General features: G+C 68.1%; 17 protein-coding genes. 12 read left to right on the top strand and 5 right to left on the bottom strand.

From position 1 onward, the window contains the following. Nucleotide 1: 1 nt before the first annotated feature. The 8 genes from VL129_RS08000 to VL129_RS07965 all read left to right on the top strand — a co-directional run bounded on the left by VL129_RS08000 (nucleotide 2) and on the right by VL129_RS07965 (nucleotide 8906). Nucleotides 2–727: a GntR family transcriptional regulator gene (locus VL129_RS08000; RefSeq protein WP_325411844.1), complete on the top strand. Its 726-nt coding sequence runs from the start codon at nucleotides 2–4 to the stop codon at nucleotides 725–727. Between the two features lie 69 nt (nucleotides 728–796). Beyond that, on the top strand, nucleotides 797–2059 hold the full coding sequence (urtA, locus tag VL129_RS07995; RefSeq protein ID WP_325411842.1) for an urea ABC transporter substrate-binding protein: 1263 nt from the start codon (nucleotides 797–799) through the stop codon (nucleotides 2057–2059). Between the two features lie 154 nt (nucleotides 2060–2213). After that, nucleotides 2214–3782 (top strand): urea ABC transporter permease subunit UrtB, encoded by a 1569-nt coding sequence (urtB, locus tag VL129_RS07990; protein WP_325411840.1) that lies wholly within the window; start codon nucleotides 2214–2216, stop codon nucleotides 3780–3782. Nucleotides 3783–3787: 5 nt separating this feature from the next. Further along, nucleotides 3788–4864, top strand: a complete 1077-nt coding sequence (gene urtC / locus VL129_RS07985; RefSeq protein ID WP_325411838.1) for an urea ABC transporter permease subunit UrtC — start codon at nucleotides 3788–3790, stop codon at nucleotides 4862–4864. Continuing rightward, nucleotides 4861–5679 (top strand): urea ABC transporter ATP-binding protein UrtD, encoded by an 819-nt coding sequence (gene urtD / locus VL129_RS07980; protein ID WP_325411836.1) that lies wholly within the window; start codon nucleotides 4861–4863, stop codon nucleotides 5677–5679. Before urtC ends, urtD begins: the two co-directional genes overlap by 4 nt. 94 nt (nucleotides 5680–5773) lie before the next feature. Continuing rightward, complete coding sequence (urtE, locus tag VL129_RS07975) at nucleotides 5774–6472, top strand: urea ABC transporter ATP-binding subunit UrtE (RefSeq protein WP_325411834.1); 699 nt, start codon at nucleotides 5774–5776, stop codon at nucleotides 6470–6472. 88 nt (nucleotides 6473–6560) lie between these two features. Further along, on the top strand, nucleotides 6561–7403 hold the full coding sequence (locus VL129_RS07970; protein ID WP_325411832.1) for a lipopolysaccharide kinase InaA family protein: 843 nt from the start codon (nucleotides 6561–6563) through the stop codon (nucleotides 7401–7403). Nucleotides 7404–7598: 195 nt separating this feature from the next. Beyond that, complete coding sequence (locus VL129_RS07965) at nucleotides 7599–8906, top strand: aspartate aminotransferase family protein (RefSeq protein ID WP_325411830.1); 1308 nt, start codon at nucleotides 7599–7601, stop codon at nucleotides 8904–8906. 12 nt (nucleotides 8907–8918) lie between these two features. Here VL129_RS07965 and VL129_RS07960 read toward each other — a convergent pair whose 3' ends face one another. Further along, complete coding sequence (locus VL129_RS07960) at nucleotides 8919–9185, bottom strand: DksA/TraR family C4-type zinc finger protein (RefSeq protein WP_325411828.1); 267 nt, start codon at nucleotides 9183–9185, stop codon at nucleotides 8919–8921. 67 nt (nucleotides 9186–9252) lie between these two features. Then, the gene (locus VL129_RS07955) at nucleotides 9253–10116 is read right to left on the bottom strand and encodes a DMT family transporter (RefSeq protein ID WP_325411826.1); all 864 of its coding nucleotides are present in this window, start codon (nucleotides 10114–10116) and stop codon (nucleotides 9253–9255) included. A gap of 164 nt (nucleotides 10117–10280) precedes the next feature. On the opposite strand from VL129_RS07955, the gene VL129_RS07950 reads away from it, so the two are divergent. From VL129_RS07950 to VL129_RS07935, 4 genes are all read left to right on the top strand, one after another. Continuing rightward, entirely contained in the window at nucleotides 10281–10760 is a 480-nt protein-coding gene (locus VL129_RS07950) for a GNAT family N-acetyltransferase (protein WP_325412092.1), read from the top strand. A gap of 175 nt (nucleotides 10761–10935) precedes the next feature. Then, nucleotides 10936–11874, top strand: a complete 939-nt coding sequence (locus VL129_RS07945; RefSeq protein WP_325411824.1) for a lysylphosphatidylglycerol synthase transmembrane domain-containing protein — start codon at nucleotides 10936–10938, stop codon at nucleotides 11872–11874. A 76-nt stretch (nucleotides 11875–11950) separates the two neighbouring features. Continuing rightward, nucleotides 11951–13216, top strand: a complete 1266-nt coding sequence (locus VL129_RS07940) for an Hsp70 family protein (protein ID WP_325411822.1) — start codon at nucleotides 11951–11953, stop codon at nucleotides 13214–13216. A 198-nt stretch (nucleotides 13217–13414) separates the two neighbouring features. Then, nucleotides 13415–15976, top strand: coding sequence for a bifunctional diguanylate cyclase/phosphodiesterase (locus tag VL129_RS07935; RefSeq protein WP_325411820.1), 2562 nt, complete (start codon nucleotides 13415–13417; stop codon nucleotides 15974–15976). Between the two features lie 173 nt (nucleotides 15977–16149). Here VL129_RS07935 and VL129_RS07930 read toward each other — a convergent pair whose 3' ends face one another. The 3 genes from VL129_RS07930 to VL129_RS07920 form a co-directional block, all read right to left on the bottom strand. Beyond that, nucleotides 16150–17448 carry an NAD(P)/FAD-dependent oxidoreductase gene (locus tag VL129_RS07930; protein WP_325411818.1) on the bottom strand — a complete coding sequence of 433 codons (1299 nt, stop codon included), beginning with the start codon at nucleotides 17446–17448 and terminating at the stop codon, nucleotides 16150–16152. A gap of 203 nt (nucleotides 17449–17651) precedes the next feature. After that, complete coding sequence (locus VL129_RS07925; RefSeq protein WP_325411816.1) at nucleotides 17652–18515, bottom strand: phosphate/phosphite/phosphonate ABC transporter substrate-binding protein; 864 nt, start codon at nucleotides 18513–18515, stop codon at nucleotides 17652–17654. Further along, nucleotides 18512–20878 (bottom strand): putative bifunctional diguanylate cyclase/phosphodiesterase, encoded by a 2367-nt coding sequence (locus tag VL129_RS07920; protein ID WP_414705165.1) that lies wholly within the window; start codon nucleotides 20876–20878, stop codon nucleotides 18512–18514. Before VL129_RS07920 ends, VL129_RS07925 begins: the two co-directional genes overlap by 4 nt. Nucleotides 20879–21392: the final 514 nt, after the last annotated feature.

Genomic DNA, 21392 nt, shown 5'->3' with positions numbered 1-21392 from the left:
CATGCAATTGCACAGCCCGGAACGGCGCGGCAAGGAACGCCCGGAGAACCTCGCCGAGCGCATCTACCAGCAGCTCAAGGACGACATCTTCGAGTTCCGCCTGCTGCCCGGCGACCGTTTCAGCGAAGGCGAAGTCGCCGAGCGCATGGCGGTCAGCCGTACGCCGGTGCGCCAGGCGCTGTACCAGCTGGAGCGCGAGGGCTTTGTCGCCGTGTCGTTTCGCAGCGGCTGGCAGGTCACGCCGTTCGACTTCCACTACTTCGAGGAGCTCTACGACGTGCGCATCGTCCTCGAACTGGAAGCCGTACGGCGGCTGTGCGAGCGCCCGGCCGGCGAGTTGCCGGTCGAGCTGGAGCAATTGCGTGCCACCTGGCTGGTGGCCCTGGAGCAACGCCTGCCGGACGGCCGTGAGGTGTCGCGGCTGGACGAGCGTTTCCACTGCCAGCTGGTGGAAGCCACCGGCAACCGCGAAATGGCTCGCCTGCACCGCGACATCAGCGAACGGCTGCGCATCATCCGCCGCCTGGATTTCACCCAGGGCACCCGCATCACCGCCACCTATGAGGAACATGCCCGGATTCTCGGCGCGATCCTGTCGCGCCGGACAGAAGAAGCACAGCGCCTGCTCAGGACCCACATCGAACTGAGCAAGGCCGAAGTGCGCAAGATCACCCTGCACATGCTGCACAACGCCCGCCAGCGGGCGCTGGCGACGGAGCAAGGGTGACGGGATTCACCGCCTGAAGACTGCCAACCCACTGTTTACGACACGCCTTCCATGAATGGAGATCGCACAATGAAACGTCGTCAAATGCTCAAGGCGCTCACCCTGTCCGCCTCGCTGGTCACCATGGGCATGAGCTGGAGCATCCAGGCCGCCGAGACCATCAAGGTCGGCATCCTGCACTCGCTGTCCGGCACCATGGCCATTTCCGAGACCTCGCTGAAAGACATGGCGTTGATGACCATCGATGAGATCAACGCCAAGGGTGGCGTGCTCGGCAAGCAGCTCGAGCCGGTGGTGGTCGATCCGGCCTCCAACTGGCCGCTGTTCGCCGAGCGTGGTCGCCAGTTGCTGACCCAGGACAAGGTGGCGGTGACCTTCGGCTGCTGGACCAGCGTGTCGCGCAAGTCGGTGCTGCCGGTCTACGAGGAACTCAACGGCCTGCTGTTCTACCCGGTGCAATACGAAGGCGAGGAGCTGTCGGCCAACGTGTTCTACACCGGCGCGGCGCCGAACCAGCAGGCCATCCCGGCGGTGGAATACCTGCTGAGCGAGGACGGCGGCGCGGCCAAGCGCTTCTTCCTGCTGGGCACCGACTACGTCTACCCGCGCACCACCAACAAGATCCTGCGCGCCTTCCTGATTTCCAAGGGCGTGGCCGAGAAGGACATCGAAGAGGTCTACACCCCGTTCGGCCACAGCGATTACCAGACCATCGTCGCCAACATCAAGAAGTTCTCCGCCGGCGGCAAGACCGCGGTGGTCTCCACCATCAACGGCGACTCCAACGTGCCCTTCTACAAGGAACTGGCCAACCAGGGCCTGGAAGCCACCGACGTGCCGGTGGTGGCCTTCTCGGTGGGCGAGGAAGAGCTGCGCGGCATCGACACCAAGCCGCTGGTCGGCCACCTGGCCGCCTGGAACTACTTCCAGTCGGTGGAAAACCCGGTCAACGCCGCCTTCGTGAAGAAGTGGAAGGCCTACGCCAAGGCCAAGGGCCTGCCGAACGCCGACAAGGCGGTGACCAACGACCCGATGGAAGCCACCTACGTGGGCCTGCACATGTGGGCGCAGGCGGTCGAGAAGGCCGGCACCACCGACGTGGACAAGGTGCGCCAGGCCCTCTACGGCCAGACCTTCGCCGCGCCGAGCGGTTACACCCTGACCATGGAAAAGAACCACCACCTGCACAAGCCGGTGATGATCGGCGAAGTCCAGGAAGACGGTCAGTTCTCGGTGGTCTGGCAGACCGAAGGCCCGCTGCGCGCCCAGCCGTGGAGCCCGTATATCCCCGGCAACGACAAGAAGCCGGATTACGCGGTGGTGGGTAACTAAGCCCGGCGAGCCGTGCGGCAACCCGCACGGCGCATTGCCCTTGTAGGAGCGGCTTCAGCGGCGATCAGCGGTGTTCGCAGGCGCAATCGCGGCTGAAGCCGCTCCTACAGACTCAGCGCATTACCCCATTCGCTTATTCATAAGGGGCTTCACCATGCCCACTGCCTTGTACCGATTGCTGCTGTCGCTGGCCCTGCTGCTGCCGCTGGGCGCCCAGGCCGGCGATGCCCTGGAATTCACCCGCGCCGGCGCCAGCGAGCAGGTGCGCCTGCTGGAACACTGGAGCGCCAGCCCCACGGCCGAACGCCGCGCCTTTCTCGACGCCCTGCGGCAGGGCCGGGTCGGCACCGACAAGGACAAGAACCCCTACGTCCAGCAGGCCGGCCAGTGGCAGCCCCTGGAAGCCGAAAGTACCGCGCAGGACACCCCACGCGTGCTGCGCCTGAACAACCGGCTGCGCGGCCTGCTGAACACCGCGCTGGCCAGCCATGCGCTGGGCGACGAGGACGCGGCCGTGCGCCTGGACGCCGCCCGCACGCTGCAACGCAACGCCCCGTCGGCGCTGCTGCCGCTGCTGGAACAGCGTTTCGCCCTGGAAGACGACGGCGCCGTGCACGACGCCCTGGCGTTGGCGCTGGCCAATCTGCAACTGGCCAGCCCGGAGGCCGCCACCCGCCTGAAGGCGGTGCGCCTGCTCGGCGAGACCGGCGAGCCGCTGGCCAAGACCCGTCTGCAGAGCCTGCTGGACGGCGACGAAGCCGACCCGGCGGTGCGCAAGGCGGCGCAGACCAGCCTGGCGCAGGTGGAGCGCAAGCTGTTCTTTGGCGAACTGCTCGGCCAGGCGTTTAGCGGCCTGTCGCTGGGCTCGATCCTGCTGCTCGCCGCCCTGGGCCTGGCCATCACCTTCGGCCTGCTGGGCGTGATCAACATGGCCCACGGCGAAATGCTGATGCTCGGCGCCTACTCCACCTACCTGGTGCAGATCGGCTTCCAGAAGCTGGCGCCCGACTACCTGGCGCTCTACCCGCTGGCCGCGCTGCCGGTGGCCTTCCTGGTCACCGCCGGGATCGGCATGGCCCTGGAGCGCACGGTGATCCGCCACCTGTACGGCCGGCCGCTGGAAACCCTGCTGGCCACCTGGGGCATCAGCCTGATCCTCATCCAGCTGGTGCGAGTGGTCTTCGGCGCGCAGAACGTGGAAGTGGCCAACCCGGCCTGGCTGTCCGGCGGCTGGCAGGTGCTGCCCAACCTGGTGCTGCCCTGGAACCGCATCGTCATCATCGGCTTCGCGCTGTTCGTGGTGGCGCTGACCTGGCTGCTGCTCAACAGGACGCGCCTGGGCCTGAACGTGCGCGCGGTAACCCAGAACCGCAACATGGCCGCCTGCTGCGGCGTACCCACCGGCCAGGTGGACATGCTGGCCTTCGGCCTCGGCTCGGGCATTGCCGGGCTGGGCGGCGTGGCGCTGAGCCAGATCGGCAACGTCGGCCCGGACCTCGGCCAGGGCTACATCATCGACTCGTTCCTGGTGGTGGTGCTCGGCGGCGTCGGCCAGCTGGCCGGCAGCATTTCCGCCGCCTTCGGCCTGGGCGTACTGAACAAGATCCTCGAGCCGCAGATCGGCGCCGTGCTGGGCAAGATCCTCATCCTCGCGCTGATCATCCTGTTCATCCAGAAACGTCCGCAGGGCCTGTTCGCCCTCAAGGGGAGGGTCATCGATTGAACACCATGAACCAGACGCTGCTGCTGCGCGCCAGCGCCAAGGTCGGCCTGCGCGTCAGCCTGGCCATCGGCCTGATCGTGCTGGCCGTGCTGCTGGCCCTGCCGCTGCTGCACCTGCTGCCGGGCGAGCACGCCCTGCATGTGTCCTCCTACACCCTGACGCTGGTCGGCAAGATTCTCTGCTACGCCGTGGTCGCCCTGGCTTTGGACCTGGTGTGGGGCTACGCCGGCCTGCTGTCGCTGGGGCACGGGCTGTTCTTCGCCCTCGGCGGCTACGCCATGGGCATGTACCTGATGCGCCAGAGCGCGGGCGACGGCCTGCCGGCGTTCATGGCGTTCCTGTCGTGGAGCGAACTGCCCTGGTACTGGGTCGGCACTCAGCATTTCCTCTGGGCGCTGTGCCTGGTGGTGCTAGTGCCGGGACTGCTGGCCTTCGTGTTCGGCTACTTCGCCTTCCGCTCGCGCATCAAGGGCGTGTATTTCTCGATCATGACCCAGGCGCTGACCTTCGCCGGCATGCTGCTGTTCTTCCGCAACGAAACCGGTTTCGGCGGCAACAACGGCTTCACCGACTTCAAGCGCATCCTCGGCTTCGACATCACCGCGCCGGGCACCCGCGCCGTGCTGTTCCTGGCCAGCGTGCTGCTGTTGCTGGGCAGCCTGTACCTGGGTTTCCGCCTGGCGCGCAGCAAGTTCGGCCGGGTGCTGACCGCCGTGCGCGACGCCGAGAACCGCCTGATGTTCTGCGGCTACGACCCGCGCGGCTACAAGCTGTTCATCTGGGTGCTCAGCGCGGTGCTGTGCGGCCTGGCCGGGGCGCTGTACGTGCCGCAGGTGGGCATCATCAACCCCTCGGAGATGTCGCCGACCAACTCCATCGAGGCCGCCGTGTGGGTGGCCCTCGGCGGGCGCGGCAGCCTGATCGGGCCGTTGCTCGGCGCCGGTCTGGTCAACGGCATGAAGAGCTTCTTCACCGTGGCGTTGCCCGAGTACTGGCTGTTCTTCCTCGGCGCGCTGTTCATTCTGGTAACCCTGTACCTGCCCAAGGGTATCTACGGGCTGATCAAGCGAGGTGAGCAATGAGCACCGGCATCGACGCGGGCCTGGCCCGCGACGCCATCGGCCTCGGCCAGGTGGCCGGCCAGGGGCTGAACACCCGCCACGGCACCATCCTGTCGCTGGAAGACCTCTGCGTCAGCTTCGACGGCTTCAAGGCCCTCACCGACCTGACGCTGTACATCGGCGTCGGCGAGCTGCGCTGCATCATCGGCCCCAACGGAGCCGGCAAGACCACCCTGATGGACGTGATCACCGGCAAGACCCGCCCGGACTCCGGCAGCGCCTGGTTCGGCGAAACCCTGGACCTGACGCGCATGAGCGAGGTGCAGATCGCCCAGGCCGGCATCGGCCGCAAGTTCCAGAAGCCCACGGTGTTCGAGGCGCTGTCGGTGTTCGAGAACCTGGAACTGGCGCAGAAGACCGACAAGTCGGTGTGGGCCAGCCTGCGCGCCACGCTTTCCGGCGAGCAGCGCGAGCGCATCGACGAGGTGCTGACCACCATTCGCCTCGGCCACGAGCGCCAGCGCCCGGCCGGCCTGCTGTCCCACGGTCAGAAGCAGTTCCTGGAGATCGGCATGCTGCTGGTGCAGAACCCGCAACTGCTGTTGCTCGACGAACCGGTGGCCGGCATGACCGACGCGGAAACCGAGTTCACCGCCGAACTGTTCAAGTCGCTGGCCCGCAAGCACTCGCTGATGGTGGTCGAGCACGACATGGGCTTCGTCGGCAGCATCGCCGACCAGGTCACCGTGCTGCACCAGGGCCAGGTGCTGGCCGAGGGCTCGTTGGAGCAGGTGCAGAACGACGAGCGGGTGATCGAGGTGTATCTGGGGCGTTAACCCTATCCGTGGGAGCGGCTTCAGCCGCGAGCTTTTAAAGCGCAACAGCATCGCGGCTAAAGCCGCTCCTACATGACGAATGAAGGCCATCGACATGTTGCAAGTCCAATCGCTTCACCAGTACTACGGCGGCAGCCACATCCTGCGCGGGCTGTCGTTCGAGGCGCGCATCGGCGAGGTCACCTGCCTGCTGGGCCGCAACGGCGTCGGCAAGACCACGCTGCTCAAATGCCTGATGGGCCTGATTCCCGCCAAGGACGGGCAAGTGCTCTGGGAAGAAAAGCCGATCACCGTCTTCAAGCCCCACCAGCGTGTGCGGGCCGGCATCGCCTATGTGCCCCAGGGCCGGGAGATCTTTCCGCGCCTGACCGTGGAGGAAAACCTGCGGATGGGCCTGTCGCGCTTCAGCGCCGGCGAGGCCAAGGAAGTGCCGGCGTTCATCTACGAGCTGTTCCCGGTGCTGCAGGAAATGCGGCACCGTCGCGGCGGCGACCTGTCCGGCGGCCAGCAGCAACAGCTGGCCATCGGCCGCGCCCTGGCCAGCCGCCCGCGCCTGCTGATCCTCGATGAGCCCACCGAAGGCATTCAGCCCTCGGTGATCAAGGAGATCGGCGCGGTGATCAAGAAGCTCGCCGCGCGGGGCGACATGGCCATCCTGCTGGTCGAGCAGTTCTACGACTTCGCCGCCGAGCTGGCCGACCAGTACCTGGTGATGAGCCGGGGCGAGATCGTCCAGCGCGGACGCGGAGAAGACATGGAACGTGAAGGGGTGCGCGGGCTGGTGGCCATCTGACGAACGACAGAGCCAACGGGATGGTCTATGCCTATCCGACAGGCAACCGCTGGTCGACAGCGAGGCCTTTCACGGACAGGACGCCACCATGCCCAACGCCCTGCGCGCCTGGTTCGACAGCCCGGACCTGCTGCGCATCCAGCGCGACGACCTGGATTTCTATTTGCCGCCTTCGCAGCGCCGCGAGGCGGTGATCGCCCTGCTCGGGCACATCGACAGTGCCCTGCTCGCCTCGGACCTGAAGAAGAACACCCGCAACACCAACGCCGGCATCGTGCGCGCCGAGGGCGGTCCGCTGTTCATCAAGCGCAACAACAACAAGGGGCTGCAGTACAGCCTGCGTTACCTGTTCCGCCCGGCCCGCACCTTCCGGGCGGCGGCCGCCGCCCAGGCCATTCTGGCGGCCGGGGTCCATACGCCCCGGGTCTATGGCGCCGGGGAGCGGCGCCGAGGCCGTTACCTGAAATGCTGCTACCTGGTCACCGAGGCGCTCACCGGCACGGTGTCCCTGGAAAGCCTGCTCGACGCCGATCCGGCGCCGGCGCTGCTGGCCGAGGCAGGTGTTCTCGCCGCCAGGTTGCATGCGGCCGGCGTCTATCACGGCGACATGAAATTCACCAACCTGTACCGGCTGGACGAGCGGCTCGGCGTCTGGGACCTCGACGGCGTGCAACTGTTCGCCGGCCCGCCGCCGCCCGCGCTGGTGTGCCGGGAGCTGGCGCGCATCCTGTCCTCGTTCATCATCCAGACGGATCCGAACCCGGCGCTGCCGGACAGTTTCTTCCGCCTCCCGCCGCATGCCGACCGCCTGCTGGAGGCCTACCGCAGCCACGCCGGGCAGGCGCCGAGCCGCGAGGAGGTAGTCGACACCGCCATCCGCCGCTGGCTGCGCAGGGCGCCGCTGCGGCATCGCATCGACGGCATGCGCTGAGGGCGCAACCTTGTGGGGCCGGCTTTACGCCGGCCAGCGGAGTGGATGACCGCACCGCGATGGGGTTCCTACCACCGTCGGCCGGCATAAAGCCGGCCCCACAGGGTGATGGCCGACCGTCCTTGTGGGATCGCAGGCACAAACGGCATTGTGAACCTATCTTCAACTGCGCCTGTTTTCCCACATGAGGTTTCCATGCCGCAGCCCATCAGCAACCAGTACGTCCGCGATCTGGACCGCCAGTTCGTTTTCCACTCCTGGTCCACCCAGGGCGCCCTCGACCCGCTGGTGATCGCCGGCGGCCAGGGCTGCCGGCTGTGGGACCACGACGGCCGCGAATACCTGGATTTCAGCAGCCAGCTGGTTTTCACCAATCTCGGTCACCAGCATCCGAAAGTGGTCGCCGCCATCCAGGCGCAGGCCGCCAGCCTGGCCACCATCGCCCCGGCCACCGCCACCCTCATGCGTGGCGAAGCGGCCAGACGCATCATCGAGCGCGCACCGGCCGGCTTCGCCAAGGTGTTCTTCACCAACGGCGGGGCGGACGCCAACGAGAACGCCATGCGCATGGCGCGGCTGTTCACCGGGCGGCCGAAGATTCTTTCCGCCTATCGCTCCTACCACGGCAATACCGGCGCGGCGATCGTCGCCACCGGTGAAGGGCGGCGGCTGTCCAACGAATACGCCACCGGCCATGTGCACTTCTTCGGCCCGTATCTCTATCGCAGCGAATTCCACGCCAGCAGCGAAGCGGAGGAATGCGAACGCGCCCTGCGCCACCTGCGTCGGGTGATCGAAAGCGAAGGCCCGTCGAGCATCGCCGCCGTCCTGCTGGAAACCGTGCCGGGCAGCGTCGGCATCCTGGTGCCGCCGGCGGGCTATCTGCAGGGCGTGCGGGCGCTGGCCGACGAGTTCGGTCTGCTACTCATCCTCGACGAGGTGATGGCCGGCTTCGGCCGCTGCGGCAGCTGGCTGGCGCTGGAGCGCTTCGGGGTGGTGCCGGACCTGATCACCTTCGCCAAGGGGGTGAATTCCGGCTACGTGCCGGCCGGCGGGGTGATGATCTCCAGCCGGCTCTGCGACTTCTTCGACACCCGCTACTTCCCGGGCGGCCTGACCTATTCCGGACACCCGCTGGCCATGGCCGCCATCGTCGCCACGCTGGATGCCATGCAGGAGGAAGGGGTGGTGGAGAATGCCCGGCGGATCGGCGAGGACGTGCTCGGCCCGGGCCTCAAGGCGCTGGCCGACAAGCACCCGGTGATCGGCGAGGCACGCGGCATCGGCCTGTTCTGGGCGCTGGAGCTGGTCGAGGATCGCCAGCGCAGGACACCGCTGGCCCCGGCGCGGATGGCGCGCATCAAGGCCGCGCTGCTGGAGCGCGGGCTGCTGCCGTTCATCATGGAAAACCGCATCCACGTGCTGCCGCCGTGCATCGTCAGCGCCGAGGAAGTCCGCCAGGCGCTGGCCATCTATGACGAGGTGCTCGGCAGTCTGGACTGAGTCCGGCGCGCGTCAGCGCAGCTGGCTGTCCTTGCTGCCGCGCCGGTTGTAACCGCTGAAGGCGCCGCCGGCCTTGTCGCGCGCCGCCTGGCAGATCACGCACAAACGCACACCGGGCAGCGCCGCGCGGCGCGCCTCGGGGATCGGCGCATCGCACTCCTCGCAATGGCTCAGGCTTTCGCCCGTGGGCAATTCGCTGCGGGCGCGCGCGATGGCATCGTCGATGCTGCTGTCGATCTGCTCCTGTACCGCGCCGTCGCTGGTCCAGCCACCGGCCATGTCGCACCTCCTCCGGGGGATTCACCGGGTACAGGTATGCACCCGGCGTCGGCCGCATGCAAGCGGCTCAGAGCCGAGCGGCAAGGCGCTGCAGCAATACCGACAGGCCGCCGCTGGTGATCAGTACGGCCATACCCAGCAGGCCGAGGGCGTCGGGCATGTGGCCAAAGATCACCCCGCCCAGCAGGGTCGCGAAGAAGATCTGCCCATAGGTGAACGGCGCCAGCGTCGCCGCGCTGCCGTAGGCATAGGCACGGGTCAGCAGCAGGTGCCCCGACATGCCGAGCACGCCCATGCCCACCATCATCAGCAGATGCTTCCCTTCCGGCACTTCCCACACAAAGGGCACCGCCAGGCTGAACAGCAGCGTGGCGATCAGGCCGCTCAGGTAGTTGGTGGTGACCGGGTGATCGGTACCGTTCAGGCGCCGGGTCAGCAGCATGTAGACACTCAGGCACAGCGAGGCGGCCAGCGGCCAGAGGATGGCCGGGGTGAACAGCTCGCCGCCGGGCCGCACGATCACCAGCACCCCGGCGAAGCCAAGCAGCACCGACGCCCACTGCCCCAGGCTGACGCGCTCCTTGAGCAGCAGCACCGACAGCAGGGTGACGAACAGCGGCGAGAGGAACATCACCGCCGTGGCCTCGCCCAGCGGGATGTAGCGCAGGCCCACCAGCAGGAACACGCTGATGCCCACCTGACTCAGCGCCCGGGTGAGTTGCAGCAGCGGGCGCCGGGTGCGCAGCAGGTCGAGGCCCATGCGCGGGGCGAAGCCGATGGTCATCACCAGCAGTTGCGTCAGGTTGCGCGCCCAGACGATCAGAAAGACCGAATAGAGCAGCGCCAGCTGCTTGGACAGGGCGTCATGGCTGGCCAGCAGGAAGCCGGACAGCAGGATCAGGGCAATGCCGATCAGGGGGTTGGGCGTCATGGGAAGGCACGGCAAAGTTAGTTAGCTTGCTAAGTATATACCGACCCCATTGTCGCACCATGCGACAAACGACTGCCGGCGGCGATAGAATGCCGCCCCCGAAAGCAGTCGCCGGTCCAGCCGACGTATCGCCGAGTTTCTTTTCAATGTTTTCCATCCGCTTGATGCACGACCCGGACATTCCCGCCGTCCTCGACATCCAGGCCCAGGTCTATGCCAGCGACTTGCTGGAGTCCGAAGCGGTCATTCGCGCCCGCCGCGCCAGCGCCCCCCGGCATGCCTGGGTGGCCGAGGATGACCAGGGCGTGTGTGCCTACCTGTTCGCCTACCACTCGCGTCTCGGCAAGGTGACCCCGCTGGATGGCGAATTCCGCAGCCCCGCCCAGCCGGATTGCCTGTACCTGCACGACCTGGCGGTGGCACGCCGCGCGGCCGGCCGGCGCATCGGTCCGGCGCTGGTGCGCGAGGCCCTCGGCCAGGCACGCCAGCAACAGCTGCGCTTTTCCGCGCTGGTTTCCGTGCAGGATTCCCAGGCCTTCTGGAACCGCATGGGCTACGCCGAACACCAGCCGGACCCGGAGCATGCCGCGCACCTGCACAGCTATCAGGTACCCGCCACCTACATGGTGTGCCCGCTGCAATGAGCGATTCCCTTGCGAAACACATGGTTACGTCCCGACCCACATCAGCGGTTGAGCCACGCCGCCGGCTTGGTGATACTGCGCGCCGCCTCTTTTTCTTCGAAAGAGACCGTCTCGTTGCCTACCCTCATCTGACAGCCTGACTGTCCGTACACCAACACGCCCTGGAGCCGAGCCAATGAAGAGGAGCGATGTCGTCTGGAGCCTCGTTGGCATTGGCGCTGTCATCTTTTCCTGCTTTCTGCTCTATCACGAGATCCGTGACATTTCGCTGGACGACCTGACCGGCAGCCTGCTGGCCATTTCCCATCACCAGTGGCTGCTGGCCGCGCTGGCCACCGGCGGCGCCTACGCGGCGCTGGCCGGCTACGATCGCATCGCCCTGAAGCATCTGGGCAAGAAGATCTCGCTGTGGTTCATCACCCTCTGCTCGTTCACCACCTACGCCCTGGCCCACAACATCGGCGCCTCGGTGTTCTCCGGCGCGCTGGTGCGCTACCGCGCCTACCGCACCAAGGGGCTGACGCCGCAGGAAATCGGCCTGCTGATCGTGTTCTGTTCCTTCACCTTCAGCCTCGGCGCCATCTTCGCCGGCGGCGTGGTGCTGGTCATCCAGCCCGAACTGATCCACCGCCTGGCGGATGTCTCGCCGCTGGTCTCGGTGCTGATCGGCAGCGCCATGCTGACCTTCGTCGCGCTCTACGTGCTCGGCTCCTGGCTGCAGTTCAAGCCCCGCGAGTTCGGCAAGCTGAAGATCGAGTACCCGCGCCTGTCGGTGGTGCGCGACCAGCTGATCGCCGGCCCACTGGAGCTGCTGTGCGCCGCGGCGATCATCTACTTCGCGCTGCCCACCGAGACCAACCCCGGCTACCTGGTGGTGCTCGGCGTGTTCCTCGCCTCCTTCTCCCTGGCGCTGCTGTCCCACGCGCCGGGCGGCCTGGGCGTGCTGGAAATGACCTTCATCGCCGCCCTGCCGGAGATCGCCACCACCGATCTGCTGGCCGCGCTGATCGTGTTCCGCGGTTTCTACCTGCTGCTGCCCTTCGCCCTGTCGCTACTGGTGGTGCTCACCTTCGAGTACCGGCAGTGGGCGGCCCGCCACGAACCGCACGAGTGAATCGATGGACAACGCAGGCGGTTGCCTGACGGCCTGCTAAACTGCGCGGCCTTTTTTGACCGACCGTGCTCCGCCCATGTCCCTCGCTGTACCCGCCCGCGCCTGCGGCATCGATTTCGGCACCTCCAATTCCACCGTCGGCTGGCTGCGTCCCGGCCTGCCGCCCCTGATTCCCCTGGAAGACGGCAGGATCACCCTGCCCTCGGTGGTGTTCTTCAACCAGGAGGAACGCCGCCCGGCCTTCGGACGCCAGGCCCTGGCCGAATACCTGGACGGCTACGAAGGCCGCCTGATGCGCTCGCTGAAAAGTCTGCTGGGCTCTTCGCTGCTGAAGAGCGACACCACGGTGCTGGGCAGCGCGGTGCCGTTCAAGCAGATCCTCGGCCTGTTCCTCGGCGAGCTGAAGAAGCGCGCCGAAGCCGCCGCCGGGCGTTCCTTCGAGCAGGTGGTACTGGGTCGCCCGGTGTTCTTCGTGGATGACGACCCGGCCGCCGACCGCGAGGCCGCCGAGACCCTGCGGGCGGTCGCCGCCGGCCTGGGCTTCACGGATATTTCCTTCCAGTACGAACCCATCGCCGCCGCCTTCGACTACGAGGCCACGCTGGACCGCGAGCAGCTGGTGCTGATCGTCGATATCGGCGGCGGCACCTCGGACTTCTCGCTGGTGCGCCTGTCGCCGCAACGCCGCGCCCTGGCCGAGCGCCAGGACGACATCCTGGCCACCGGCGGCGTGCATATCGGCGGCACCGATTTCGACAAGCAGTTGTCGCTGGCCGGAGTGATGCCGCTGTTCGGCTACGGCAGCCGCATGAAGAGCGACGCGCCGATGCCCACCAGCACGCACCTGAACCTGGCCACCTGGCACACCATCAATGCGGTGTACGCGCAGAAGCACCAGCTGGCGCTGAAGAACATGCGCTACGACATCCTCGACCCCACCGGCATCGACCGCCTGTTCCGCCTGATCGAGCAGCGCGCCGGACACTGGCTGGCGATGCAGGTGGAGGACAGCAAGATCGAACTGACCCACGCGCCCGAGCGGCACATCGACCTGACCCGCATCGAAGCCGGCCTGGCCGCCGAGCTGCCGCGCGAGCTGTTCGAGACGGCCATCGCCGGGCAGTTGGAACGCATCGGCGCCAGCATCGCCGAGCTGCTGACGCGCGCCGGCATCGCCGGCGACCAGGTGGACACCCTGTACTTCACCGGCGGCTCCAGCGCGGTGCCGGCGCTGCGCGCCAGCGTCGCCCGGCTGCTGCCCCAGGCGCGCACCCTGGAGGGCGACCACTTCGGCGGCATCGGCAGCGGCCTGGCCATCGAAGCGTTCAAGCGCTACGGCTGAAGCGACGCCAAAGATTTTCACCATGGTCGGCTTGACGAACCCTGACTGCCTAGTCAAATTGCCAGCACCTGAATCCAGCTCCACGCTGGTGATCTGTACTGCGCACCGGCAGCGGTGCGCCTGGCAAGGGAGCCGCATGGCCGGTTCATCCGCGCGGAACGTCGTACAGGCCGCCGGCCCGGGGAAAGGAACCCGCGTTTGGCCGTCCTACTGCAGTCCATCCATCCCCAGCACCACCACTCCCTGCGCCTGACGCTGCTGCTGCTCGGCCTGGCCTTCTGCAGCCTGCTGGCCCTGCCGTTCGTGGCGCGCCACATTCCGCCTGTCGCGAACTTCCTGACCTGGCACCTGCTGCTGGAAACCCTGTCCATCGTCATCGCCGGGCTGATCTTCGCCATCGGCTGGAACACCTACCGACAGCACCGGCAGAGCAACATCCTGGTGGTGTCCTGCGCGTTTCTCGGCGTGGCCATCGCCGATTTCTCGCACATGCTCTCCTTTCAGGGCATGCCCGATTACTTCACGCCCAGCGACCCGGAAAAGGCCATCCATTTCTGGCTGCTGGCGCGCTACCTGGCCGCCGTGGCGCTGCTGCTGGTGGCCCTGCTGCCCTGGCGACCGCTGAGCGAGGCCGCCCACGACCAGCGCACGCTGATCAGCCTGCGCGCCCTGTGCCTGACGGGCACCCTGCTGCTGGTCGGCATCGCCCACTGGGTGGTCCTCGCGCACCCCGACTGGCTGCCGCGCACCTTCATCGCCGGCCAGGGCCTGACACCCATCAAGCTCGCCGCCGAGTTCGGCGTCATCCTGCTCAGTCTGGTGGCCCTGGCCCTGCTAGCCAGGCGTCTGCGCCGGCGCGCGCAGTTCAACGTGCCGCTGCTGATGGCTGCCCTGGGCCTGACGGTGTTCAGCGAGCTGATGTTCGCCCACTACTTCCAGGTCACCGACCTGTACAACCTGGCCGGGCATGCCTACAAGGTGCTGGCCTACCTGCTGCTCTACTGGTCGATGTTCGTGGAGACGGTGGCCGCCCCCTACCGGGCGCTCAGCGCCAGCCGACGGGAGATCCAGGCGATGGTCGAGGCGATCCCCGACCTGCTGCTGGAACTGGACGGCCAGGCCCGCCTGCTGCGCCTGTACAACCCGCGCGCGGCCAATGTCCATGGCCTGCCGGCCCAGGCGAACCTGGTCGCCGGACGCAGCATCGACACGCTGCTGCCGGAGGCCGCCGCCCAGGTCTGCCGCCTGGCGCTGGAGGAAGCCCGCAGCCAGGGCACCAGCACCGGCCGGCAGCTGCATCTGGAGTGGGATGGACAGACCCGCAGTTTCGAACTGTCCGTGTCGCCGCTGCGCCAGCAGGGCGAAACCCGCTACGTGCTGCTGGCCCGCGACATCACCGAGCGGCTGGGCGATCAGCGGCGTATCGAGCGCCTGGCCCATTACGACGTGCTGACCGACCTGCCCAACCGCACCCTGTTCGCCGCCCGCGTCGACCTGGCGCTGGAAATCTGCGGCCGCCAGCAGCGGCCGCTGGCGCTGCTGTTCATGGATCTGGATCGTTTCAAGGTCATCAACGACAGCCTTGGCCATCGGGTCGGCGACGCGCTGCTGCGCGCCGTGGCCCAGCGCCTGTCCACCCTGCTGCGCAGCGAGGACACCCTGGCGCGCCAGGGTGGCGATGAATTCACCTGCGCGCTGCCCGGCAGCGGCGGCGAGGAGGCCGCCCGGGTGGCCGAGCGCATCTGCGCAGCGCTGCGCCAGCCCTTCGAGGTCTACAACCACACCCTGCACATCAGCGCCTCGGTGGGCATCGCCGTGTTCCCGAGCGATGGCGTGGACCGCGAAACCCTGGTGCGCAACGCCGACACCGCCATGTACCAGGCCAAGCAGCACAACAACGGCGGCTACGCCTTCTTCACCGCCGACCTGCAGGCGCGCCTGAGTCGCGCCCGCACCCTGGAGCAGGCCCTGCGCGGCGCGCTGGAGCGCGGTGAACTGAGCCTGCACTACCAGCCGCTGCTGGACATCCGCGCGCGCCGCCTGGTCGGCGCCGAGGCCCTGCTGCGCTGGCACCATCCCGAGCTGGGCATGGTCAGTCCGGCCGAATTCATTCCGGTGGCCGAGAGCAGCGGTCAGATCCTCGCCATCGGCGACTGGGTGCTGGCCAGCGCGGCCGCCCAGCTGCGTCGCTGGCTGGATCAGGGCTACGGGGCGGATCTGCGCATGGCGGTCAACCTGTCCATGGCGCAGTTCCGCACGCCGGGGCTGTGCGAGCGGATCGCCGAGCTGCTCGACGAGTACCGCCTGGCCCCGGCCAGCCTGGAGCTGGAGCTGACCGAGAGCCTGACCATGCACGACCCGGACAGCGTGGTGCGCGAGGTGCAGCGCCTCAGCGCGCTGGGCGTGCGCCTGTCGCTGGACGATTTCGGCACCGGCTATTCCTCGCTCGCCCACCTCAAGCAGCTGGACGTGCACACCCTCAAGGTGGATCGCAGCTTCGTCCACGACCTGCACGACGCCAGCGCGCAACGCATCGTCCAGGCCGTGCTGGGCATCGCCCGCGGCCTGAACCTGCATACCATCGCCGAAGGCGTGGAAACCGCCGAACAGCTGGCCACGCTGGAGGAAATGGGCTGCGACCAGGCCCAGGGCTTCCTGTTCTCCCCGGCGCTGCCGGTGGACCAGTTCGACCGCCGCTGCCGCGAGCGCGGCTGGCTTGGGCAGTCGCATATCCCGTCGGATTACAGCTACGACATCTGACGGCGGCCGGAAAGGCGCCGACCGCCCGTAGGTGGTCAACGCTTTTCTTGGTCCCAACGCGCCGGCACGGCGCGCAGGGTGGATCGATGAAGCGCGATCCACCCTACAACTGGAGCCTCAGCCTGTAGGGTGGACAACGCTTTCCTTGTCCACCAATGGCCTCGCACGAAGCCTCAGTGCAGCTTCAGGCGCGGTTCGGTGCTGCGGCCGATGCGGTCGCCGAGCATCATCAGCCCGGTGCGCACCACGCCGTAGAGCGCCATCTGGTGCATGCGGTACAGCGAGATGTAGAACATGCGCGCCAGCCAGCCTTCGAGCTGCACGCTGCCCATCAGGTTGCCCATCAGGTTGCCGACCGCGCTGAAGCGCGACAGCGAGACCAGCGAGCCGTAATCGCGGTAGCGGAAGGTCGGCAGCGGCTGGCCGGCCAGGCGCAGCTTCAGCGAGCGGGCCAGCAGACTGGCCTGCTGATGGGCGGCCTGGGCGCGCGGCGGCACGTTGCGCTCGCTGCCGTCGTTCAGCGGGCAGGCGGCGCAATCGCCGAGGGCGAAGATGTCGTCGTCCAGGGTGGTCTGCAGGGTCGGGCGCACCAGCAGCTGGTTGATGCGGTTGCTCTCCAGGCCGTCGAGGCCCTTGAGGAACTCCGGCGCCTTCACCCCGGCGGCCCAGACCTTGAGGCTCGCCGGGATCACCTCACCGGTGGCCAGGGTCATGCCGTCGGCGTCGGCCTGCTGCACCGGCGCGCTGGTCAGCACGGTCACGCCGAGCTTTTCCAGAGTCTTGTGCACCGGCACGCTGATGCGCTCCGGCAGCGCCGGCAGCACGCGGGGCCCGGCCTCGATCAGGGTGATCTTCATGTTCTGCGGCTGGATGCCCTTCAGCCCGTAGGCGGACAGCCCCAGCGCGGCGTTGTGCAGCTCGGCGGCCAGCTCGACGCCGGTGGCGCCGGCGCCGACGATGGCCACGCTGACCTTGCCGTCGTCGTGGCCGCGCGCGTGGGCGCTCAGGTAATGGCTGAGCAACTGGCGGTGGAAGCGCTTGGCCTGGGCGGTGGTGTCGAGCAGGATGCAGTGCTCGGCCACGCCGGGGGTGCCGAAGTCGTTGGTGCGGCTGCCGATGGCGATCACCAGGGTGTCGTAGTCCAGGCCGCGCGCCGGCACCAGCTCGCGGCCGTCCTGGTCGAGGGTCGCGGCCAGGCCGATGCGCTTGGCGGCGCGGTCCAGGCTCTCCAGGCGGCCGATCTGGAACTCGAAGTGGTTCCACTTGGCCTGGGCCACGTAGTTGAGCTCGTTCTCGGCCGCGTTCAGCGAGCCGGCGGCCACTTCGTGCAGCAGGGGTTTCCACAGGTGGGTGAGATTGGCGTCAACCAGGGTGATGTGGGCCTTGCCACGCTTGCCCAGGGTGCGGCCCAGACGGGTGGCGAGCTCCAGCCCGCCGGCGCCGCCGCCGACGATAACGATGCGATGAGTCATGGGAAAACGATCGGGAACCTGAAAAGGGGCGCAAAGGGATTCCGGCGGATCGCCCGCCGCCGCGCCGGACGCCGGCGTCGCGGCAGCTCCCCGCCGGGCCAAAAAGCGCCGGAAGTGTAACGGATGCTGACCGTTTCGGCGGACTTTGCCGCGCGTGCGGGCGAAAAAAAGCCCGCGTCGCCCTGCGACGGCCACGCAGAGCGTCAGGGCAGCAAGGCCCGTTCCAGCGCCTGGTAGGCGGCCGGGTCCACCGGCGCCAGCGCGCTGGCCTGCTGCGCCTGGAGAAACGCGGCGAGCAGCGGCGAGTCCTCCAGCAGCAGCGCGCGGATGCGCTGGCGCAGCGGCTGGCACAGCGAACTGCTGAACACCAGCGCGTCGTTGGGGATCGGCTGCGAGCGCCACAGCACCCGCAGGCTGCGGGTGTTGATCAGGCCGCGCCGCAGGTAGTCGTCGGCGCGCTGGCTGGAGACGAACGCCGCTGCCACCTTGCCGTCGAGCAGGGCATCCAGCGCCCGGTCATGGCTGCCGACGTACAGCTGCCCGGCGAAGAACTCGCCCAACGGCCGGCCGACGGCGGCGGGAAACTCCCGCTGCGGAATGACGCTGCCCGAGGTGCTGGACGGGTCGCTCAGCGCCACCCGGGTACCGCGCAGGTCGTCCAGCGTCTGGAACTCCCGGTCGGCGCGCACCACCAGCAGCGCCTGGTAGTACGGCCCGGCAGTGGTGAAGTGCCCCTGTGCCAGGGTCGGCGTGGCGAACGCCTCGATGCCCGGGTCGCGCTGGCGGGCCTGCAGGTAGGACGCCGGCCCGAGCATGGCCAGGTCCACGCCGCCGGACACCACCGCGTCGATGGCGCCGGCATAGGAACTGGTCGGCACCAGCTGCACCGGCAGGCCCAGGCCCTCGGCCAACAGGCGGATCAGCGGCGCAAAGTCGCGCTGCTGGAGATCGAGACGTTTGTCGGGAATCGAGGCCAGGCGCAGGCTGTGGGTGCATTGCGCCTGCGACCAGGCGGGCAGCGCCGGCAACAGCATCAGCAGGCAGACAAGGAGGCGGAGCGTTTTCATGCAACGGGTGTGGTGGTGAAGGAATCGTGGAAGTCGTGCACCTGCTCGGCGGGCAGCGGGCGACTGAAGTGGTAGCCCTGGGCGACATCGCAGCCGCCCAGCTTCAGGCAGATCAACTGATCGCGGGTCTCCACGCCTTCGGCGACCACCCGCAGCGACAGGCGCTTGGCCAGGGTGATGGTCGAGGCGACGATCAGGCTGTCGTCGTGCTGGTTGGACAGCTGGGCGATCAGGCTGCGGTCGATCTTCAGCTTGGTGATCGGCAACGAATACAGGTGTGCGAAACCGGCGTAGCCCTTGCCGAAGTCGTCCAGGCTGATGCCCAGGCCGGCGTCGCGCAGCGCTTCGAGGTTGGCGATGGCCACGTCCTCGCGGTCGAGCACCGCCGTCTCGGTGATCTCCAGCTCCAGGCGGCGCGGTTCGATGCCGGTCTCGGCGATGACCCGCAGCACCTGCGCGCTGAAGTCCGGCTGGAACAGCTGCAGCGCCGAGACGTTCACCGCCACGCCGGTGTCCAGGCCTTCGGCGCGCCACGCGGCCAGTTGCCGGCAGGCCAGGCGCAGCACCTCCATGCCCAGCGGCACGATGAAGCCGCTGCGCTCGGCCACGCCGATGAAGCGGTCCGGGTAGACCAGCCCGAACTCGGGGTGCTGCCAGCGCACCAGCGCCTCGTAACCGCACACCTCCAGGGTGTCCACGCAGATCTGCGGCTGGTAGTGCAGCACGAACTGATGCTGGCGCAGCGCCTCGCCGAAGCGCTGCTCGAACTGGAATTCCTGGATATTGACGCGGTTGAGCGACGGATCGAAGAAGCGGTACTGGCCACGTCCGGCGCGCTTGGCCGAGTACATGGCGCCGTCGGCGTAACGGATCAGGGTGTCGACTTCCTGGGCGTCGCGCGGGGCGATGGCGATACCAATGCTCGGGCTGGTGTTCAGCTCGGTGCCGTCCAGCTGGTAGCGCGCGGACAGGTGCTCGGCCAGGCGCGCCGCCCAGGCGTCGATCTGCTGCTCGCTGCGGTTGCCGGCCAGCAGCACCACGAATTCGTCACCGCCAAAGCGCGCCGCCTCGTCGCCGGGCTCCAGCAGGGTCTGGATGCGCCCGGCCACCGCCTGCAGCAGCAGGTCGCCGATGCGGTGGCCGAGGCTGTCGTTGATGGACTTGAAGCGGTCCAGGTCGATGAACAGCACCGCCGCCAGGCGCCGCCGGCCGCGCTGCTCGGCCAGGGTGCGGGTGGCCACCTCGATGAACTGCCGGCGGTTGTACAGACCGCTGAGGTGATCGGTGGAGGCGGCCTGGCGGCTGCGCGCGTGCTCGGTTTCCAGGCGGCTGATCAGCTGGCGGTTCTCCTGCTCGGACTGGCGCAGGGCGAACAGCGCCTCCTGCTGGCGGCGCAGCATGTGGATCACCGAGAGGAAGCCGAGCACCACCACGCCGCTCATGATCAGGTTGAGCAGCACATGACCGGACTCGCGGTCGTTGATGGCGGCGGTGATGTCCCGGTACTGCTGGCTGACCACCAGGCTCACGCCCAGCTCCGGCAGATGGCGGAACAGGCTCTGGTAGGCGAGCCCGTCGGCCACCGAGGTGTAGCGGCCGGCGCGCAACTCCGGGCTCGGCGTGTGGCTGGCGGTGAGCGGCGTGCCACCGTGGATGACACCGTCGCCGTTGGCGCGCAGCCGCTCGCGGCCGCTGGCATCCAGCAGCTGCACGAAGCCGCTGGAGCCGAAGTCGATGTGCTGGTAGAGCCGCGCCAGGTAGCCGATGTCCAGGTCGATACGCACGATGCGCGCGACCGACTGGCGCGCCTCGTCCGGTAGCGGCACCAGCAGCGGCAGGCGCCAGGCGGGCGGCTGCGCGGTCGCGCCGGTCGCAGGATCGCCTGCCGCAGGGTCGCCTGCCGCCGGATCGCCGGCCGCAGGGTCGCCTGCCGCAAGATACGGCACGAAACCGAAGTGCTGGGCGTGGGCGTGCAGGGCGTCCAGGGTCTCGGCGGCCAGTGCGTCGTCCAGCGGTGCATGGCTGGAGAACAGCGCGCGGCCCTCGGCATCGTAGAGGCCCATACGACTGAACAGCGGGTCGCTGGCCAGCCAGCGGGCCAGCTTCCAGGGACCATCCGGTTCGTCCAACCCGGCGACCGCCTGCCCGACCACCGCCTGGGCGCGGTCGGTGATCTGCCGGAAATTCTCCGCCAGGATGGTGGCCAGGTTGAGGTGTTCGGCGGCATTGGTGGCCAGTACGTCGTCACGGGCACGGTCGTACTGGTGATGATGCAGGGTCCAGATGAACACGAGGATCAGTGTGCCCAGCACCAGGGTGCCCCACGGCATCAGCCCCGGCATGACGGATGATTTACGACGCATTCTTCTCGCAACGGCGCGGCAGGATTTTGTGAATTCTGTCACGCCGGATGTGACAGTTCGGTGACCGCCGGCAGCCGCCATTCGCGCCAACCCGGGCGGCGTCCGCAACACCGCTGGCCGGCCTCAAGCCGGCCCCACAGGGCGCCGTGCAGCCAGGAAACCTGTAGGGCCGGGTTTATCCCGGCCGAGGGAGGTGTGGGGACGAAAACCCGGGCAATGACCGCAACGCCGTCGGCCGGCATCAAGCCAGCCCCACAGGGCGCCGTGCAGCCAGGAACCTGTAGGGCCGGGTCTATCCCGGCCGAGGGAGGTGTGGGGACGAAACCCGGGCGGCGTCCGCAACACCGCCGGCCGGCATCAAGCCGGCCCCACCGGGCACCGTGCAGCCAGGAAACCTGTAGGGCCGGGTTTATCCCGGCCGAGGGAGGTGGGGACGAAAACCCGGGCGGCGTCCGCAACACCGCCGGCCGGCATCAAGCCGGCCCCACCGGGCACCGTGCAGCCAGGAAACCTG

The organism is Pseudomonas sp., from assembly GCF_035497915.1.
Taxonomy (GTDB): Bacteria; Pseudomonadota; Gammaproteobacteria; order Pseudomonadales; family Pseudomonadaceae; genus Serpens.
This window is presented reverse-complemented; position numbering and strand designations above follow the sequence as displayed.

Bases quoted from the DNA above. Each gene is read 5' to 3' on its own strand.
- VL129_RS08000 (WP_325411844.1), top strand. From the start codon at position 2: ATGCAATTGCACAGCCCGGAACGGCGCGGCAAGGAACGCCCGGAGAAC.
- urtA (WP_325411842.1), top strand. From the start codon at position 797: ATGAAACGTCGTCAAATGCTCAAGGCGCTCACCCTGTCCGCCTCGCTG.
- urtB (WP_325411840.1), top strand. From the start codon at position 2,214: ATGCCCACTGCCTTGTACCGATTGCTGCTGTCGCTGGCCCTGCTGCTG.
- urtC (WP_325411838.1), top strand. From the start codon at position 3,788: ATGAACCAGACGCTGCTGCTGCGCGCCAGCGCCAAGGTCGGCCTGCGC.
- urtD (WP_325411836.1), top strand. From the start codon at position 4,861: ATGAGCACCGGCATCGACGCGGGCCTGGCCCGCGACGCCATCGGCCTC.
- urtE (WP_325411834.1), top strand. From the start codon at position 5,774: ATGTTGCAAGTCCAATCGCTTCACCAGTACTACGGCGGCAGCCACATC.
- VL129_RS07970 (WP_325411832.1), top strand. From the start codon at position 6,561: ATGCCCAACGCCCTGCGCGCCTGGTTCGACAGCCCGGACCTGCTGCGC.
- VL129_RS07965 (WP_325411830.1), top strand. From the start codon at position 7,599: ATGCCGCAGCCCATCAGCAACCAGTACGTCCGCGATCTGGACCGCCAG.
- VL129_RS07960 (WP_325411828.1), bottom strand. From the start codon at position 9,185: ATGGCCGGTGGCTGGACCAGCGACGGCGCGGTACAGGAGCAGATCGAC.
- VL129_RS07955 (WP_325411826.1), bottom strand. From the start codon at position 10,116: ATGACGCCCAACCCCCTGATCGGCATTGCCCTGATCCTGCTGTCCGGC.
- VL129_RS07950 (WP_325412092.1), top strand. From the start codon at position 10,281: ATGCACGACCCGGACATTCCCGCCGTCCTCGACATCCAGGCCCAGGTC.
- VL129_RS07945 (WP_325411824.1), top strand. From the start codon at position 10,936: ATGAAGAGGAGCGATGTCGTCTGGAGCCTCGTTGGCATTGGCGCTGTC.
- VL129_RS07940 (WP_325411822.1), top strand. From the start codon at position 11,951: ATGTCCCTCGCTGTACCCGCCCGCGCCTGCGGCATCGATTTCGGCACC.
- VL129_RS07930 (WP_325411818.1), bottom strand. From the start codon at position 17,448: ATGACTCATCGCATCGTTATCGTCGGCGGCGGCGCCGGCGGGCTGGAG.
- VL129_RS07925 (WP_325411816.1), bottom strand. From the start codon at position 18,515: ATGAAAACGCTCCGCCTCCTTGTCTGCCTGCTGATGCTGTTGCCGGCG.
- VL129_RS07920 (WP_414705165.1), bottom strand. From the start codon at position 20,878: ATGCGTCGTAAATCATCCGTCATGCCGGGGCTGATGCCGTGGGGCACC.